The organism is Thermocatellispora tengchongensis, assembly GCF_014202315.1.
Taxonomy (GTDB): Bacteria; Actinomycetota; Actinomycetes; order Streptosporangiales; family Streptosporangiaceae; genus Thermocatellispora; species Thermocatellispora tengchongensis.
This window is the reverse complement of sequence record NZ_JACHGN010000022.1, coordinates 117,403-132,196: the sequence shown is the minus strand read 5'-3', so window position 1 is coordinate 132,196 and position 14,794 is coordinate 117,403. Positions and strand designations below refer to the sequence as shown.

Annotated in this window: 15 protein-coding genes; 1 reads left to right on the top strand and 14 read right to left on the bottom strand. The window is 71.2% G+C overall.

The features are described from left to right. Positions 1 to 36 precede the first annotated feature (36 nt). The 11 genes from HNP84_RS39345 to HNP84_RS39295 form a co-directional block, all read right to left on the bottom strand. Positions 37 to 279: an RNA-binding protein gene (locus tag HNP84_RS39345; protein WP_185055145.1), complete on the bottom strand. Its 243-nt coding sequence runs from the start codon at positions 277 to 279 to the stop codon at positions 37 to 39. Between the two features lies 1 nt (position 280). Continuing rightward, positions 281 to 751 carry a 30S ribosomal protein S16 gene (gene rpsP / locus HNP84_RS39340; RefSeq protein ID WP_185055144.1) on the bottom strand — a complete coding sequence of 157 codons (471 nt, stop codon included), beginning with the start codon at positions 749 to 751 and terminating at the stop codon, positions 281 to 283. 232 nt (positions 752 to 983) lie between these two features. Then, positions 984 to 2,534 carry a signal recognition particle protein gene (gene ffh, locus HNP84_RS39335; protein WP_185055143.1) on the bottom strand — a complete coding sequence of 517 codons (1,551 nt, stop codon included), beginning with the start codon at positions 2,532 to 2,534 and terminating at the stop codon, positions 984 to 986. Positions 2,535 to 2,801: 267 nt separating this feature from the next. After that, positions 2,802 to 3,395, bottom strand: a complete 594-nt coding sequence (locus HNP84_RS39330; protein ID WP_185055142.1) for a GTP-binding protein — start codon at positions 3,393 to 3,395, stop codon at positions 2,802 to 2,804. Beyond that, entirely contained in the window at positions 3,376 to 3,774 is a 399-nt protein-coding gene (locus HNP84_RS39325; RefSeq protein WP_185055141.1) for a DUF742 domain-containing protein, read from the bottom strand. The genes HNP84_RS39330 and HNP84_RS39325 overlap by 20 nt, the downstream gene beginning before the upstream one ends. Before the next feature lie 86 nt (positions 3,775 to 3,860). Beyond that, the gene (locus HNP84_RS39320; RefSeq protein ID WP_185055140.1) at positions 3,861 to 4,283 is read right to left on the bottom strand and encodes a roadblock/LC7 domain-containing protein; all 423 of its coding nucleotides are present in this window, start codon (positions 4,281 to 4,283) and stop codon (positions 3,861 to 3,863) included. Positions 4,284 to 4,398: 115 nt separating this feature from the next. Further along, positions 4,399 to 7,545, bottom strand: coding sequence for a sensor histidine kinase (locus HNP84_RS39315; RefSeq protein ID WP_185055139.1), 3,147 nt, complete (start codon positions 7,543 to 7,545; stop codon positions 4,399 to 4,401). A gap of 241 nt (positions 7,546 to 7,786) precedes the next feature. Further along, positions 7,787 to 9,070 (bottom strand): flavin-dependent oxidoreductase, encoded by a 1,284-nt coding sequence (locus tag HNP84_RS39310; RefSeq protein ID WP_185055138.1) that lies wholly within the window; start codon positions 9,068 to 9,070, stop codon positions 7,787 to 7,789. 22 nt (positions 9,071 to 9,092) lie between these two features. Then, on the bottom strand, positions 9,093 to 9,884 hold the full coding sequence (locus tag HNP84_RS39305; protein ID WP_185055137.1) for an ABC transporter permease: 792 nt from the start codon (positions 9,882 to 9,884) through the stop codon (positions 9,093 to 9,095). Between the two features lie 17 nt (positions 9,885 to 9,901). Further along, positions 9,902 to 10,678: an ABC transporter permease gene (locus HNP84_RS39300; protein WP_185055136.1), complete on the bottom strand. Its 777-nt coding sequence runs from the start codon at positions 10,676 to 10,678 to the stop codon at positions 9,902 to 9,904. Continuing rightward, positions 10,675 to 11,652 carry an ABC transporter substrate-binding protein gene (locus tag HNP84_RS39295; protein ID WP_185055135.1) on the bottom strand — a complete coding sequence of 326 codons (978 nt, stop codon included), beginning with the start codon at positions 11,650 to 11,652 and terminating at the stop codon, positions 10,675 to 10,677. Before HNP84_RS39295 ends, HNP84_RS39300 begins: the two co-directional genes overlap by 4 nt. A 280-nt stretch (positions 11,653 to 11,932) precedes the next feature. Here HNP84_RS39295 and HNP84_RS39290 point away from each other — a divergent pair, with 280 nt between their 5' ends. After that, positions 11,933 to 12,715: an ABC transporter ATP-binding protein gene (locus HNP84_RS39290; protein WP_185055134.1), complete on the top strand. Its 783-nt coding sequence runs from the start codon at positions 11,933 to 11,935 to the stop codon at positions 12,713 to 12,715. A gap of 67 nt (positions 12,716 to 12,782) precedes the next feature. Here HNP84_RS39290 and HNP84_RS39285 read toward each other — a convergent pair whose 3' ends face one another. The 3 genes from HNP84_RS39285 to HNP84_RS39275 all read right to left on the bottom strand — a co-directional run bounded on the left by HNP84_RS39285 (position 12,783) and on the right by HNP84_RS39275 (position 14,612). Next, positions 12,783 to 13,331 (bottom strand): GTP-binding protein, encoded by a 549-nt coding sequence (locus tag HNP84_RS39285; RefSeq protein ID WP_185055133.1) that lies wholly within the window; start codon positions 13,329 to 13,331, stop codon positions 12,783 to 12,785. Between the two features lie 232 nt (positions 13,332 to 13,563). Beyond that, complete coding sequence (locus HNP84_RS39280; RefSeq protein WP_185055132.1) at positions 13,564 to 13,980, bottom strand: roadblock/LC7 domain-containing protein; 417 nt, start codon at positions 13,978 to 13,980, stop codon at positions 13,564 to 13,566. Next, positions 13,977 to 14,612 carry a hypothetical protein gene (locus HNP84_RS39275; protein WP_185055131.1) on the bottom strand — a complete coding sequence of 212 codons (636 nt, stop codon included), beginning with the start codon at positions 14,610 to 14,612 and terminating at the stop codon, positions 13,977 to 13,979. The genes HNP84_RS39280 and HNP84_RS39275 overlap by 4 nt, the downstream gene beginning before the upstream one ends. Positions 14,613 to 14,794 lie beyond the last annotated feature (182 nt).

Here is a 14,794-nt window from a genome sequence, read left to right as displayed (position 1 = left end):
GAGCCCGCGCTCGGGCTCGTACGGGTGACGGGGTGGCTAGCGGGCCTCGTTCAGATCGAGCAGGTCCACGCGGACGAACTTGCCGTCGGCCAGCGAGTTGATGACGGTCCGCAGCGCCTTCGCGGTGCGGCCGCCACGTCCGATGACCTTGCCGAGGTCGTCGGGGTGGACCCGGACCTCAAGCACGCGCCCGGTGCGGATGCGACGGGCGCGTACCCGAACGTCGTCGGGATGCTCGACGATGCCCTTGACCAGGTGTTCGAGGGCTTCCTCGAGCACCTCAGGCCTCGCCTTCCGGCTTCTCCTCCGCCGGGGCCTCGGTCGCGGCGGGGGCCTCGGCCGCCGCCTCCTCGGTCTTGGCGGCCTTCTTGGCCTTGCGCGGCGTGGTGGCCGCGCCGCCGGTGTCGCCGGTCAGCGACTCCTTGGCCGCGGCCTCGTAGATGGCGTGCCGGTCGGGCTTGGGCTCGGCGACCTGAAGCGGCGCCGGGGCGTCCTCGCCCTTGAACTTCTGCCAGTCGCCGGTCAGCTTGAGGATCTTCAGGACGGGCTCGGTGGGCTGCGCGCCCACGCCCAGCCAGTACTGCGCCCGCTCGGACTTCACCTCGATGCGGGAAGGGTTCTCCTTCGGGTGGTACAGCCCGATCTCCTCGATCGCACGGCCGTCACGCTTGGTGCGGCTGTCGGCGACGACGATGCGGTACTGCGGGTTGCGGATCATTCCGAGCCGCTTGAGCTTGATCTTGACTGCCACGGGTGTGGTCTCTCCTGGACATATGAGCGTGGGTGAACGGCGTCTCATCGAGTGGGGCACGACGGGAAGACCGCCCGAGGGACAGGCGCGGCACGCGGGGATGAGAGGGCACCCGCATGGCCACGTTGTTCCAACATGTCATTGTGCCAGACGCTGAGGGGTGCGGCCGAATTCCCGGCCACGCCGCTCACACATTTGACCACAACCGGCCATTGTTCATCGGACGGTCAATTCACTGCTGGCCGGGCAGACGCAGCTTGGAAGGGTCGAAACCGGGCGGGAGCTGCAGGCCGCCGGGGAGGCGGCCGCCACCGAGACCGGGCGGAAGCTGGGGCGACTCCTGCGGAGCCTGAGCCGCGGGCTTCTTGCCCAGGGCGGCCTTGCGGGGGTCGCCGCTGACGCGCCGGCCCTTCTTGTTCTTCTTCTGCGCGGCCTTGGCGGCCTTGCGGGCGCCGCCGCCGGGCATGCCCGGGATGCCGAGGCCGCCGGCCATGCGCTTCATCATCTTCTGCGCGTCGAAGAACCGGACGACCAGGTTGTTCACCTCGGTGACGGTGACGCCGGAGCCGCGGGCGATGCGGGCGCGGCGGGAACCGTCGATGATCTTGGGGTTCTCGCGCTCGGCGGGGGTCATCGACCGGATGATGGCGGCGACGCGGTCGAGGTCGCGGTCGTCGATCTGGTTGATCTGGTCGCGCATCTGCCCCATGCCGGGCATCATGCCGAGCAGGTTCTTGATGGGGCCCATCTTGCGGACCATCATCATCTGCTCAAGGAAGTCTTCGAGGGTGAAGCCGTCGCCCGAGGTGAGCTTGCCGGCCATCTTGGCCGCCTGCTCCTCGTCGAAGGTCCGCTGCGCCTGCTCGATCAGGGTGAGGATGTCGCCCATGTCGAGGATGCGCGAGGCCATCCGGTCGGGGTGGAAGGCGTCGAAGTCCTCCAGCTTCTCACCGGTGGACGCGAACATGATCGGCTTGCCGGTGATGTGGCGCACCGACAGCGCGGCGCCGCCGCGGGCGTCGCCGTCGAGCTTGGTCAGCACGACGCCGTCGAAGCCGACGCCCTCCATGAACGCCTGCGCGGTGGTCACCGCGTCCTGGCCGATCATGGCGTCGACCACGAACAGGACCTCGTCGGGGGTGACCGCGTCGCGGATGTCGGCGGCCTGCTTCATCAGCTCCTGGTCGATGCCCAGGCGGCCGGCGGTGTCGATGATGACGATGTCGTGCTGCTGCCGCCGGGCGTGCTCGATCGAGGTGCGGGCGACCTCGACGGGGTCGCCGACGCCGTTGCCGGGCTCGGGGGCGTAGACCGCGACGCCGGCGCGCTCGGCGACGACCGAGAGCTGCTGCACGGCGTTGGGGCGCTGGAGGTCGGCGGCGACCAGCATCGGGGCGTGGCCCTGCTCGCGCAGCCAGCGGGCCAGTTTGCCGGCCAGGGTGGTCTTACCGGCGCCCTGGAGGCCCGCGAGCATGATCACCGTCGGCGGCTTCTTGGCGAAGCGCAGCCTGCGGGTCTCGCCGCCGAGGATGTCGATCAGCTCGTCGTTGACGATCTTTACGACCTGCTGGGCGGGGTTGAGCGCCTGGGAGACCTCGGCGCCGCGGGCGCGCTCCTTGACGTGGGCGACGAAGGCGCGCACCACGGGGAGGGCGACATCGGCCTCCAGCAGCGCGATGCGGATCTCGCGGCAGGTCGCGTCGATGTCGGCCTCGGACAGCCGTCCCTTGGCTCGGAGGGAGGAGAAGACCGATGTCAGGCGGTCGGAAAGCGTCTCGAACACGTGATTGGCCAGCCTCTGCGCGTCAGGTCATTCGTCGTCTCTGCGACTCGACCTCCCAGCCTAACCGGTCGCCGGGAGTCGGGCGGCCCATGCGGCCCGTGCCTGCGCGTGCCTGCCCGTGCCTGCGCGTTCCCGCACGGGCTCCGCTCGCGCGCCGCCCGTACGCCACGCCTCGTACGCCGCCGTGCCCGCCACTCCCGTGCGCCCGGCTCCCCCGTCGCCGGTGCGGCCGGTCGGCGCGGGCGGCGGGATCGGTCGGGTCAGCCGTCATCTGCCCCCGCCGGGGACGGCCATGCGGATCGTCAGGGCGTGCTCGACCAAGGTGATCAGCGTGGACTTCACCGACTCCCGCTGCCTGGCGTCGGTGCGCACGATGGGGATCGACGGGGAGATGGTCATGGCCTCGCGGATCTCCTCCTCGGTGTGGGAGTACTTGCCGTCGAAGCCGTTGACGGCCACCACGAACGGCAGGCGGGCCTCCTCGAAGTAGTCCACCGCGGGAAAGCTGTCGGCCAGCCGCCGGGTGTCGATCAGTACCACGGCGCCGATCGCGCCGCGTACCAGGTCGTCCCACATGAACCAGAACCGGTGCTGGCCGGGGGTGCCGAACAAGTACAGGATCAGGTCCCGGTCGAGCGACACGCGGCCGAAGTCCATCGCCACCGTGGTGGTGGTCTTGTTGGGGGTCAGGCCGACGTCGTCTATGCCCGCGCTGGCATCGGTCATCACCGCCTCGGTGGTCAGCGGCAAGATCTCCGACACCGCGCCGACGAAGGTCGTCTTGCCGACGCCGAAGCCTCCCGCCACGACGATCTTCGTCGAGGTGAGCCCGCCGCCCCTGCTAGAGCCTGCGAAGTCCACTGAGCACCCTTTCAAGCAGTTGGAGATCCGGCTGGCCCGCGTCGAGTTGCGGCTGGTGCACCTGCACCAGGCCCTCCGCGGCCATGTCGGCGACCAGGACCCTGGCCACGCCGAGCGGGATCCGGAGTATTGCGGAGATTTCGGCCACCGACCGCACCTGCCGGCACAGGCCGCTGATGGCCTGGTACTCGGGGATGCGGTTGGTGAGGTCGTGGTGGAGCGACATGACCGAGGAGACCAGCGCCTCGATGGCGAGCCGGGTGCGGGGCGCGGTGCGCCCGCCGGTCACCGCGTACGGGCGGACCAGGGAGGTCTGGTGCTCCCTGGGCCCGGCGGCATGATGCTGGGCCCCACCGCCGTAGCGGTGGGGATCGTCCATCGGATGGTACGGCGGACGGCCCCCTAAACCGTCGCCGTCACCAGTCCATCCGTGGCCTGTCACGGCAGCCTCCTAGGTCGTCCTCATCATCGGGGGTGCGAAGCCTGGAGCTCCGCGCGAACCGCGGGGGTCAGCACCTGGCCCGCCCGCTCAACCAGGAGCGTCATCTGGTACGCGACGAGGCCCATGTCGCAGTCGGCCGCGGCCAGCACGGCCAGGCACGAGCCGTCGCTGATCGACATGATGAGCAGTAAGCCTCGTTGCATCTCGACCACCGTCTGGGTGACGGCGCCGCCCTCGAAGACGCGGGACGCCCCCTGCGTCAGGCTGATCAATCCCGCGGCGACGGCCGCGAGCTGGTCGGCCCGGTCCTTGGGGAATCCCTCCGAGAACGCGAGCGGAAGCCCGTCCGACGACACCACGACCGTGTGCGCGACACCCGGCACGTTGTGCACGAAGTCGGTGATCAGCCAATTGACGCCACGGGCTGCCTGGCTCAGCTCTCTCACGAGTCCTCCTTCGCCGGCCCCCGCCGGGGGCCGCGTCCCAACGCCCGCCGACCGGCGGGCCTTCCCTCACCGGCGGGCACGCATGGGGCGCCGCCGGGGAAGCCTGTTCGCTCGATCAAGAACCCTCCCCGTCGTCCTCGAAATTCCGTGAGGTGTCGCGGAAGGCGGAGTGGCCGGGGTGTCCGGGGTGTCCCGGGTGTCCGGTGGTCTCGTCGCCCGGCTCGCCGCGGGTGGCGGCGCGGGCCTGACGCACGCCCTGCTGGAAGCTGGACAGGCGGCTGCGCACGGCGTCGGGCGAGAGGGTGGGACGCGGTGCGGGGGCCTGGGCGGCGGGCGCGGCGGCCGAGCCGGGCACCAGGTTGGCCCGGGGCACGCGCTTGGGCAGGCCGGCGCCGGTGGTGCCGCCGAGCTTGGGCTCGGCCGCCGCCTGCGCGGCCCGCCAGCCCTCGTCGCCCGGCGACGTCCACTGCCTCGGCTCGGCCGTCCGCGCGGGCGGGGGCGCGGGGTCCCGGTCCGGGTCGGACAGGTCCTCGCCCGTGCCGTTCCAGCGGGCTTGGTCCCCGTGCCTGGCGACGGGCTCCGCCTTGCGGAACCAGTCGGACTCGACGGCGGCGTAGATCGGCAAGTAGTCCTCCTCGGCCTCGTCCGCCGTGTCGTGCACCCTCGGCAGCGGGCCGGTCGCGTCGCTCTCGCCCATGCCGAACCTGCGCAGCGGGCCGGCGGCAGGAGGCACCGAGGACGGCGGCGGGACGCTCGGCATCGGCATCGGCGGAGGGGTGGGCGTGGTGGGTGTGGTGGGAATGGACGGCATGGAGCGCATCGACCAGGAGCCGGAGTCGCCGCCGTAGGAGTCGCCGGCCCAGCCTGCCTGCGAGCCCGGCGGCGGCACGTGGTCCGGCCAGGGGGTGTCCACGACGGTGCCGCCGAACACGTTGCCGTTGCGGCCGGCTCCGGGGCCGCCGGCCGTGAAGGGGTCGCCGGCCGCGAAGGGGCCACCGCTCCCGAAGGGGTCGCCGCTGCCGAAGGGGTCGGCTGCCGCGAAGGGGTCGGCGGCGGCCTGCGGCATGGCGTGGCCGAACAGGGCGCCGTTGCGCGGCTGCGGCACGACCGGGCCGGGCCCGGCGAGCACGGGCTGGCGGTCGTGCGGCGAGTCGCCGAACGCCACGCCGTACCCGGAGGCCGGGTGGCGCATGCCGGGCTGCGACAGCAGCGCGTCGGGCAGCAGGACCATCGCGGTCAGGCCGCCGCTGTCCTGCTGGCGCAACTGCACCCGGATGCCGTGCCGCAGCGCCAGCCGGCCCACCACGAACAGGCCCATGCGGCGGGAGACCGAGACGTCCACCACGGGCGGGCTGGCCAGGCGGTGGTTGGCCTGAGCCAGTTCCTCCGGGGTCATGCCGATGCCGAGGTCGCTGATCGAGAGCATCACCCCGCCGCCGTCCACCCGGTTGCCGGAGACGGTGACCTTGGTCTCGCGCGGGGAGAAGGAGATGGCGTTCTCGACCAGCTCGGCGACGAGGTGCACCACGTCGTTGACGGCCGCGCCGGCGATGGACACGCCCGGCGGGACGTTGAGGGTGACCCGCTCGTAGTTCTCGACCTCCGACAGCGCGGCGCGGACGACGTCGATCAGCGGGATGGGCTGGCTCCACCGGCGCGCGGGCTCCTGCCCGGCCAGGACCAGCAGGTTCTCGGAGTTGCGGCGCATGCGGGTGGCGAGGTGGTCCAGCCGGAACAGGTTGCCGAGCCGGGCCTCGTCCTGCTCGCCCTGCTCCAGGTTCTCGATCAGGGCGAGCTGCCGCTCGACCAGGGTCTGGCTGCGCCGGGAGAGGTTGACGAACATGGCGTTGACGTTGCTGCGCAGCGTGGCCTCCTGACCGGCGAGGCGCACGGCCTCGCGGTGCACCTCGTCGAAGGCCCGCGCGACCTCGCCGATCTCGTCGCGGGAGACGACGCCGATGGGCGGCACCTCCACGTCGGCCATCTCGCCGGTCTCGCGCAGCCTCTGGACGGTGCCGGGCAGCCGCTCCCCCGCGATGTGCAGCGCCTCGGTGCGCAGCCGGCGCAGCGGCGTCACCAGCGAGCGGGCGACGACCACGGTCACGAGGAGCACGACGAGCAGCAGGAGGGCCACGACGACGGACACGAACGTGGCGTCGGCCCGCTCGGCGTCGCGCAGCCGGGCGCTGGCCGCGACGATCGAGGCGCCGATCTGCTCCTCGACCGTCTGCATGCGCCTGATGGTGTCGCTGGAGGCGTCGAACCACCGGTTGAGCTGGGCCGGGGTCAGCACGGACGCCGCGCCGGGGGCGAGCTGGCCGGTGGCGGCCACCAGGGCGCGGACGCGGGTCATCTCGGCCCGGTCCACCTTCTGCCCGGTGACGGTGTCGTTGTAGAACTCGCGCTGTTGCAGGGACGCCTCGGCGCGGAAGGTGGCCAGCTCGCTCTCCTCCTGGGCGCGGGCCGCGGTGAAGGAGTTCAGCAGCGGGACGTCGAAGGAGCCCGCGGCGATGCCGACCGAGAGCGTCGCGCGCTGGATGGAGGCGTGGTTCTTGGCGCGCGCGAGCGCGGCGAAGGCGGAGATGCTGCCGGTCAGGCTCTCGTCGTCGGTGACGCCCTGCCCGATCTCGTCGTGGACCGCGAGCAGGTCGGTGACGACGCCGTTGTAGATCTCGACGACCCGGGAGGCGGGGATGGCGGTGCCGGCGACCAGGGCGCGGGTGCCCTTGAGCTCGTTGATCCGGCTGCGGATCTGCACGATCTCGGCGCGCGTGCGGCTGCCGCCGGTTTCGCCGCTGACGAGCTCGGCGGCGTCGATGCCGGCGCGGACGTCGCTGAGCTTGTCATCGACCGCCTTCTGCTGCTGCTCCATGGCGATCCGCGCGGTGTCGCGCCGTCCCTCGGCGACGTAGCGGGCCGACAGGTCGCGCTCCAGCTCGACCTCGTGCGCCAGCCGGCTGAGCTTGAGCGCGAACGCGGCGATCTCGCCGGCGCGCCCGTACTCGTTCGCGGTGCTGATCGAGGAGACGATCTGCACGCCCCCCAGGATCACGCCGGTGATCGTCGGCACGATGACGAGCGCGACGAGCCGCGTTCGCACCCGCCAGTCGCGCAGCGACAGCCCCCTGCCCCATCTCCTGCGATGCGCGCCGCCGTCGCGGGTCGCGGGCGCCGCGCCGGGATCGCGTGCGGGAACGCCGGCCTGTAAGGCCGCGACGAGACCGCGGCTTTCGCGGTCCGGGGGGCTCGTAGCTGTCCTCATTGGCTTGCGCAACCTCTCCTAGGACGGTCAGGTGCAGCGGGAAGCGCGATGCGAACGATGTTCGCGATGGGACGCGGGCGCATCCATGGGGCGAGGGTTATTTGAGCACAAGCGGTCAACCTCGGCCAATGGTTCAAAGTGTTCAATTTCTGGCCTTAGGCCCGAAAATGCCCTCAAGTTCCGCTTCCCGGCCTATCATCGCCGTAAGGCGTATTACATACTGTCCGAAACTCCGCCGCGCTCACCGGGCCACATTCCAGGAGGGTCGCTGGTTGAGCATCGTGACGTCCATGTCGCTGATCGTTTTCTGGGCCGCCGCCATCTCGGCGAGTTCCCGCGCCGAAAGCACCTCGGAGATGTCCGCGAAGCCGTCCGGGGCGCGCCGCTCGACGAGTTCGATGGTCTCGTCCATCGGCAGCCGCCGGCAGGCGAGAACGATGTCCGTCGTGGCGGGCCGCCGCTCGCGTTCGTATTCGGCCAGGCCCTCGGCGGGATCGACGTTACGGGCCAGGGTGAGGGCGAGAAAGCGCGCGTCCAGAATCGCCTGCGAGCCGCCGTTGGAACCGATCGGATACATCGGGTGGGCGGCGTCGCCGAGCAAGGTGGCCCGGCCCACGTTCCACCGCGGCAGCGGATCCTTGTCCACCATGGGGTATTCCAGGATTCGGTCAGCGCCCGTAATCAGCTTGGGCACGTCCAAATCCGGGAGAAACCAGTCCGCGAAGTGCGGCAGCACGTCCTCCAGGGCGCCCTCGCGGTGCCAGTCGGCCTGGCCCGCGGCCCCGGCCTCGGCCATCCGGACCTCGGCGACCCAGTTCATCGAGGCCCGTCCGCGCGCCCGCGCCTCGGCGCAGATCGGGTACGCGACGAACTTGGCCGCCGCGTTGGAGCCGGCGACCAGCAGGGTCGCGCCGTCGAGATAGGGGTCGCGCTCGGTCACGCCGCGCCACATCCTGATCCCGCTCCACCGCAGCTCGTCGTGGCCCGGGTGCAGGCGCGCGCGTACTGCGGAGTGGACGCCGTCGGCGCCGGCCAGCACGTCCGCCGTCTCCGCCACCACCTCGCCCGTACGCACGTCGCGCAGCAGCGCGGTCACCGTGCCCGCCTTCCCGCCCTCCTCCTCCGGGTCCCGGGCGAAGTCCTGGAAGGCCAGCCCCAGCCGGACGGCGCCGGGCCCCAGGCGGGCTCGCACCGCGTCGAGCAGGATCATCTGCAGCCGGCCGCGGTGGATGGAGTACTGCGGCCACAGGTACCCGGCGCCGCGCCCCCGCGGCAGGGTCAGGATCACGTTGCCGAACCTGTTGGCGTAGACCTGGGCCGACGTCTGGATTCCGGTCGCCTCCAGCGCCTCTCCCAGCCCCAGGTCCACCAGCTCCCGTACGGCGTGCGGCTGGAGGTTGATACCGACCCCGAGGGGCCGCAGCTCCGGCGCGGAGTCCACCACGGAGCAGTCGATCCCGGCGGCGTGCAGGCTGAGCGCGGCCGTCAGCCCGCCGATCCCGGCACCGATGATCAGTACACGCATCTGAGTCCCACCCTCGGATTCGTCACGCCGCGCCCCTGGCGGTCAGGTGCCAGCGCAGCCAGCGGCGCTCGATCAGCACGAAAACGGAGTTGAGCAGGTAGCCGAGCACGCCGAGTACGACGATCCCGGCCCACATCTCCGGCAGCTCGAAGGAGCGCTGCATGCCGATGAGATGGGAGCCGATGCCGGTCGTGCTGCCGAACAACTCGGAGAGCACCATCAGGATCAGCGCCAGGCCGAGGCTGATCCGCAGCCCGGCGACGATCTTGGGGGCGGCGGCGGGCAGCACCACCTCGCGCAGCCGTAGCGGGCCGCGCACACCGAACACCTCGGCGGTGTCCAGGTGCAGCCGCTCGACCGTGCGCACCCCGTCGATGGTGTTGATCAGGACCGGCCAGATGACGCCGAACACGATGACGGCGATCTGCATCGAGGCGCCCAGCGGGAACAGGATCACGAACACCGACAGCAGCGTGGGCGGCGGGATCGCCCGCCCGAAGTGCACCATCGGCTCCACGTAGTCGGCCACCGTCCGCGACAGCCCCAGCGCCACGCCCAGGGTCACCCCGGCGACGGCGGTCAGGAACCAGCCGGTGAACAGGTTGAACAGGCTCGGCCCGAAGTCGCCCAGCGCCTTCTCGGTCAGGAACAGGCTGCTCGCGGGGCCGGAGAACCACAGCTCGTACGCCGCCGCCGCGATCTGCGAGGGGCGCGGGAAGTACGCCTCCCCCACGGCCCAGGTGACCAGCTCCCACACCACGAGCAGCAGCAGCGCCAGCCAGCCCCGCGCCAGCAGCCCGGTGATCGCTCTCATGGTCCGTCCCCCCGTGCTCACGTCGGTTCACCGGCGCGTACGGCGTGCCAGCGGAAGGCCACCCGCTCCGCGCGGACCAGCAGGGCGTTGACGGCCAGCCCGAACAGGCCGGCCCAGAAGGCGACCGCGAGCATCACGTCGGTCGAGCCGCCGGTGCTGCGCGCCTCGATCAGCACCACGCCGATGCCGCTCTCGCCGCCGTCCAGCAGCTCGGCGGCGACCACCACGACCAGGGCGATCCCCGCCGCCACGCGCACGCCGGTGGCGACGAACGGCGCCGCGCTGGGCAGCGAGACCCGCCACAGCACCGACAGCGGGCCGAAGCCGAAGCTGCGCAGGGCGTCCTTGGCCAGCGGGTCCACATCGCGCAGGGCGTACAGGGTGTTGAGCAGGATCGGCCAGGACGCGGCGTAGACGATCAGCGCCACCTTCATGTCGGTGCCGCCCTCGAACAGCAGGATCGCCAGCGGGATCAGCGCGACCGACGGGATCGGGCGCAGGAACTCCACCACGACCTCGCTCGCGCGGCCGAGGAACGGCACCGAGCCGAGCAGCACGCCGAGGGCGACCGCCGCGAGCGTGGCGAGCGCCAGGCCGAGCGCCCAGGCCAGGATGGTGTCCAGGGCGTTGGCCAGGAAGCCCGGGTCGGCGGCGAGGGCGAAGAACCGCGCCGCGACCTCGGTGACCGGCGCGACGTCCACGACGCCGAGCCTGGTCAGAGCCTCCGCGACGGCCGCCGCCGCGAAGGCTCCGATGACGCCCCTGACGAGGCGGGTCCTGCTGTTTTCGGTCATTTGCTGCCGGAGACGATGAGATCCGTCACGTTCAGCGGCGCGTCCAGCAGCCCGTACTCGCGCATGGCGTCGGCGACGCGCTGCAGCCGGGTCGCGTTCAGCGTGGTCGGGAAGGTGCCGATGTTGAGGCCGGCCGCGACCTCGGCCGGGATCTGCGTGTACGTCGGGATGGTGGCGACGACCTGCGCCCGGTCGGCCGCCAGGGCCTGGCCCTTGCTGAGCGCGCGCTGGAAGGCGGCGACGGTGTTGGGGTTGTCCTTGACGAACTCGGAGGTGGCGGCGTAGCCGGCGACCGGCCAGTCGGCCGTGGGCCCCTGCGCGGTGTCCCAGATGATGCGGGCGCCGATCGACTGGCTGATCTGGGTGCCGAACGGCTCCACGACCTGCGCGGCGTCCACCCTCTTGTTCTTCAGCACGCCTTCCATCTCAGGGAAGGGGAACTCCACGAAGTTCTTGTCCTCATCCAGCTCCACGCCGTGGGCCTTGGCCGCGATGCGCACCAGCATCGAGGCGATGTTGCGCCGGGTGTTGACCGCGATGACCTTGTCCTTCAGGTCGGCGGGGGTCTGGATGTCGCTGTCCTTGGGGACCATGATCACGTGCGTCTTGGGCGCGCTCTGGAACCCGTCGGAGACGATCTTCAGGTCCAGCACGCCCTTGGCCTGGGCGCCGAAGTAGGAGACGTAGTTGCCGAAGCTCACGTCGAGCGCGCCGGCTTTGAGCTTGGGGATCGCCTCGGCGCCGCCCGCGAGGGTCTGCAGCTTCACATCCAGCCCCTCCTCCTTGAAGAAGCCCTTGGCCACGGCCATCTGAAGCGGCGCGGTGTCCACGACCGGAATCGTGCCGACCGTGAGTGTGGTCTTTTCCAGTCCTCCGGAATTGGCGGTTGTGGACTCGTCGGAAGAGCCACCGCATGCGGAGACCGCGAGGACTGCGACTGTGACCAGAGCGAGAAGAGACGAGCGAAGTTTCATGGATCCTCCAGAACTGCGCCGCGCACAGAAAACGATCTTTGAGGGGAACGCAGAGGATCGTAGCGCAGAAATACCGGCATGAAACTACTTTCACCACTCTAGTATTAAATTTCCGATATGGGCGACTATGGCCCCAGCAGTTGACAGAGTGGGAGCAACCGGACAGGCTTTCCGGCCCTTTCTCCGCCGGTCACGCTTCCGCTAGAGTCCCCTGTTGCTCATCACGATCATCGGTTGCCAGAGGTAACCGTGGAAACACCGCGATAGTGAGGGATTCGTCGTGCTGGAGATCGCGGACCTGACGCATACGTACGGCACCGGGCCGACTGCTCACCGTGCCATTGACGGCCTCGATCTGAAGGTCGCGGAAGGCGACTTACTCAGCATTGTCGGACCCTCTGGCTGCGGAAAGTCAACATTGTTACGTTCCATTGCCGGGCTCATCAAGCCGACCGGCGGCACAATTCGGATCGGCGGGGTTCCGGTCACCCGGACCCCCGACAACCTGGCGGTCGTCTTCCAGGACTACAGCCGCTCGCTGTTCCCGTGGATGTCGGTGGCCGACAACGTCGCGCTGCCGCTGCGGCGCAGGGGCATGAACGCCAAGCAGCGCAGGCAGGCGGCGGCCGAGGCCCTGGAGCAGGTGGGCCTGGCCGGGGCGGAGGGCAAGTACCCGTGGGAGTTGTCGGGCGGCATGCAGCAGCGCGCCTCGATCGCAAGGGCGCTGGCGTACCGGCCGTCGCTGATGCTGATGGACGAGCCGTTCGGCTCGGTGGACGCGCAGACGCGCGAGGACCTGGAGGATCTCGTGCTGCGGGTGCGCGGCACGCACAACATGACGATCCTGCTGATCACCCACGACATCGACGAGAGCGTGTACGTGGGCGACCGCGTCGTGGTGCTGTCAAAGGCGCCCGCGACCGTGGTCAAGGAGCTACGGGTGGACCTGCCCGCGCCGCGGGAGCAGATCGCCACCCGCGAGCACCCGGCGTTCGTGCACCTGCGCGCCGAGGTCGGCCGCCTGGTGCGCGGCCGGGTGAACGAGGCGGCCGGCACGCGCTGACCGGCCGCCGGATCGGCGGCGCCCCCGGGAGACGCCCCCCGGTGGCGCCCCCTGGTGACGCCTCTGTTCAGGCCGCCGTGGTGGCGCGCCGGACGACGTGCTCGACCAGCGTGATCAGCGTGCTCTTCACCGAGTCGCGGGAGCGGGCGTCGGTGGTGACGATCGGCACGTCGTCGGAGATGGTCAGCGCCTCGCGGACCTCGTCCACGCTGTAGGGCTGCATGCCGTCGAAGCCGTTGAGGGCGATGACGAACGGCAGCCGGGCCTCCTCGAAGAAGTCGATGGCCGGGAAGCTGTCGCCCAGGCGGCGGCTGTCCACCAGCACCACGGCGCCGATCGCGCCGCGTACCAGGTCGTCCCACATGAACCAGAACCGGTGCTGGCCGGGCGTGCCGAACAGGTAGAGGATCAGGTCGCGGTCGAGGGTGACGCGGCCGAAGTCCATCGCCACCGTGGTCGTGGCCTTGGTGGGCGTGTGGGCGAGGTCGTCGATGCCCACGCTCGCGTCGGTCATCACCGCTTCCGTGGTCAGCGGCATGATCTCGGATACCGCACCCACGAAGGTGGTCTTCCCCACGCCGAAGCCGCCCGCCACGACGATCTTCGTGGACGTCATCCCCGGGTTCGGGGACGTCCCTAAATCAGGCCCCACTGAGCACCTTTCCCACTTTGCCGCGCTCACGCGGAATTGTCCGCGTCCGATATTACCGGTCCTGGCCGATAAGGATGATCGTTAGGACCGAATCGGCATGGGAGGGGGGCGTACCGAATAGATAAAGTAAGGTCACAATCCAGCGACATTTGCGGAAATCGCGTCATTCGCCGGGCGATCCCGGACGGGCGAGCGGTCAGCGGGACCGCGACAGCTCGGCCCGTACGGCCGGCGTGAGCACCTGGCCCGCCCGCTCCACCAGGACCGTCATCTGGTACGCCACCAGGCCCAGGTCGCAGTCGGGCGCGGCCAGCACCGCCAGCGACGACCCGTCGCTGATCGCCATGGTGAGCAGCAGCCCGCGTTCCATCTCCACCACGGTCTGCGTCACCGCCCCGCCCTCGAACACCCGCGAGGCGCCCTGCGTCAGGCTCACCAGACCCGAGGCGACCGCCGCGAGCTGGTCGGCCCGGTCCCGTGGGAACCCGCGCGAGAACGCCAGCGGCAGCCCGTCGGAGCTGACCACCGCCGCGTGCGCCACCCCGGGCACCTCCTCCACGAACGCGGTCACCAGCCAGTCCACGTCACGCGCGGGACGGCTCAGGTTCCTCATCGGTCCTCCCTATCCTGATCCAACGTGTCCTGACCGGGCCTGTTCTGATCGGGCCTGTTCTGATCGGGCCCGTCCTGGCCGGGCCCCTCCTGACCGGGCCCGTCCTGGTCGGGCCCGGGGCGGGGGCCGGCCGTCCCCCTGGCGATCTCGGCCCGTCCCCGGCGCACGCCTTCCTGGAGCGCGGCGAACCTGCTGCGCATCCGCTCCGGCGACCGCGGCGGGTACCTGAGCGGCGAGGAGGCGGGCGGAGGCGGGGCCGGGGCCGGCGTGCCCGCCTGGGCGGGGAGCGCGACCGAGCCGGGGACGAGGTTGGCCTTGGGCTTGCGCCGGGGCAGGCCGACCGGGGTGACCCCGCCGAAGGACGGGTCGTTGACCTTCTCGGCCGCGCGCCAGCCCGCGTCGGCCGGGGACGTCCACTCCGCGGGCGCCTCCCGCTCCTCCCGGCCGGCCCGGCCCGGGTCGGCGCGGAACCACAGCGACCGCACCTCGGCGTAGATGGGCAGGAAGTCGTCCTGCGGGTCCTGCGGGGGCTCCCCGACACGGGGCAGCGGGCCCGTGCCGTCGGATCGCAGCGGATCGAAGGGGGCGGGCGCGCGGCGCGGCAGGGGGCCGCCGTACGCGGCCGGGAGCACCGCCGGCTGAGCGGGCGGAGGACCGGCCGGGGCCGAGCGGACCGGCCAGGGAGGCGCGCCCGCGGGTGAGGCCGGGCGCGGGGCCGCCTGCCCCGGCGGAACCGGCCGGTGCGCCTCCAAGGGCACAGGCCGCTGGGCCTCGGGAGGCACAGGCCGGTGGGCCCCGGGAGGCACAGGCCGAT

Coding starts and splice junctions, on each gene's coding strand:
- HNP84_RS39325 (WP_185055141.1), bottom strand. CDS start 3,774: ATGGACGATCCCCACCGCTACGGCGGTGGGGCCCAGCATCATGCCGCC.
- HNP84_RS39315 (WP_185055139.1), bottom strand. CDS start 7,545: ATGAGGACAGCTACGAGCCCCCCGGACCGCGAAAGCCGCGGTCTCGTC.
- HNP84_RS39310 (WP_185055138.1), bottom strand. CDS start 9,070: ATGCGTGTACTGATCATCGGTGCCGGGATCGGCGGGCTGACGGCCGCG.
- HNP84_RS39305 (WP_185055137.1), bottom strand. CDS start 9,884: ATGAGAGCGATCACCGGGCTGCTGGCGCGGGGCTGGCTGGCGCTGCTG.
- HNP84_RS39300 (WP_185055136.1), bottom strand. CDS start 10,678: ATGACCGAAAACAGCAGGACCCGCCTCGTCAGGGGCGTCATCGGAGCC.
- HNP84_RS39295 (WP_185055135.1), bottom strand. CDS start 11,652: ATGAAACTTCGCTCGTCTCTTCTCGCTCTGGTCACAGTCGCAGTCCTC.
- HNP84_RS39285 (WP_185055133.1), bottom strand. CDS start 13,331: ATGACGTCCACGAAGATCGTCGTGGCGGGCGGCTTCGGCGTGGGGAAG.
- HNP84_RS39280 (WP_185055132.1), bottom strand. CDS start 13,980: ATGAGGAACCTGAGCCGTCCCGCGCGTGACGTGGACTGGCTGGTGACC.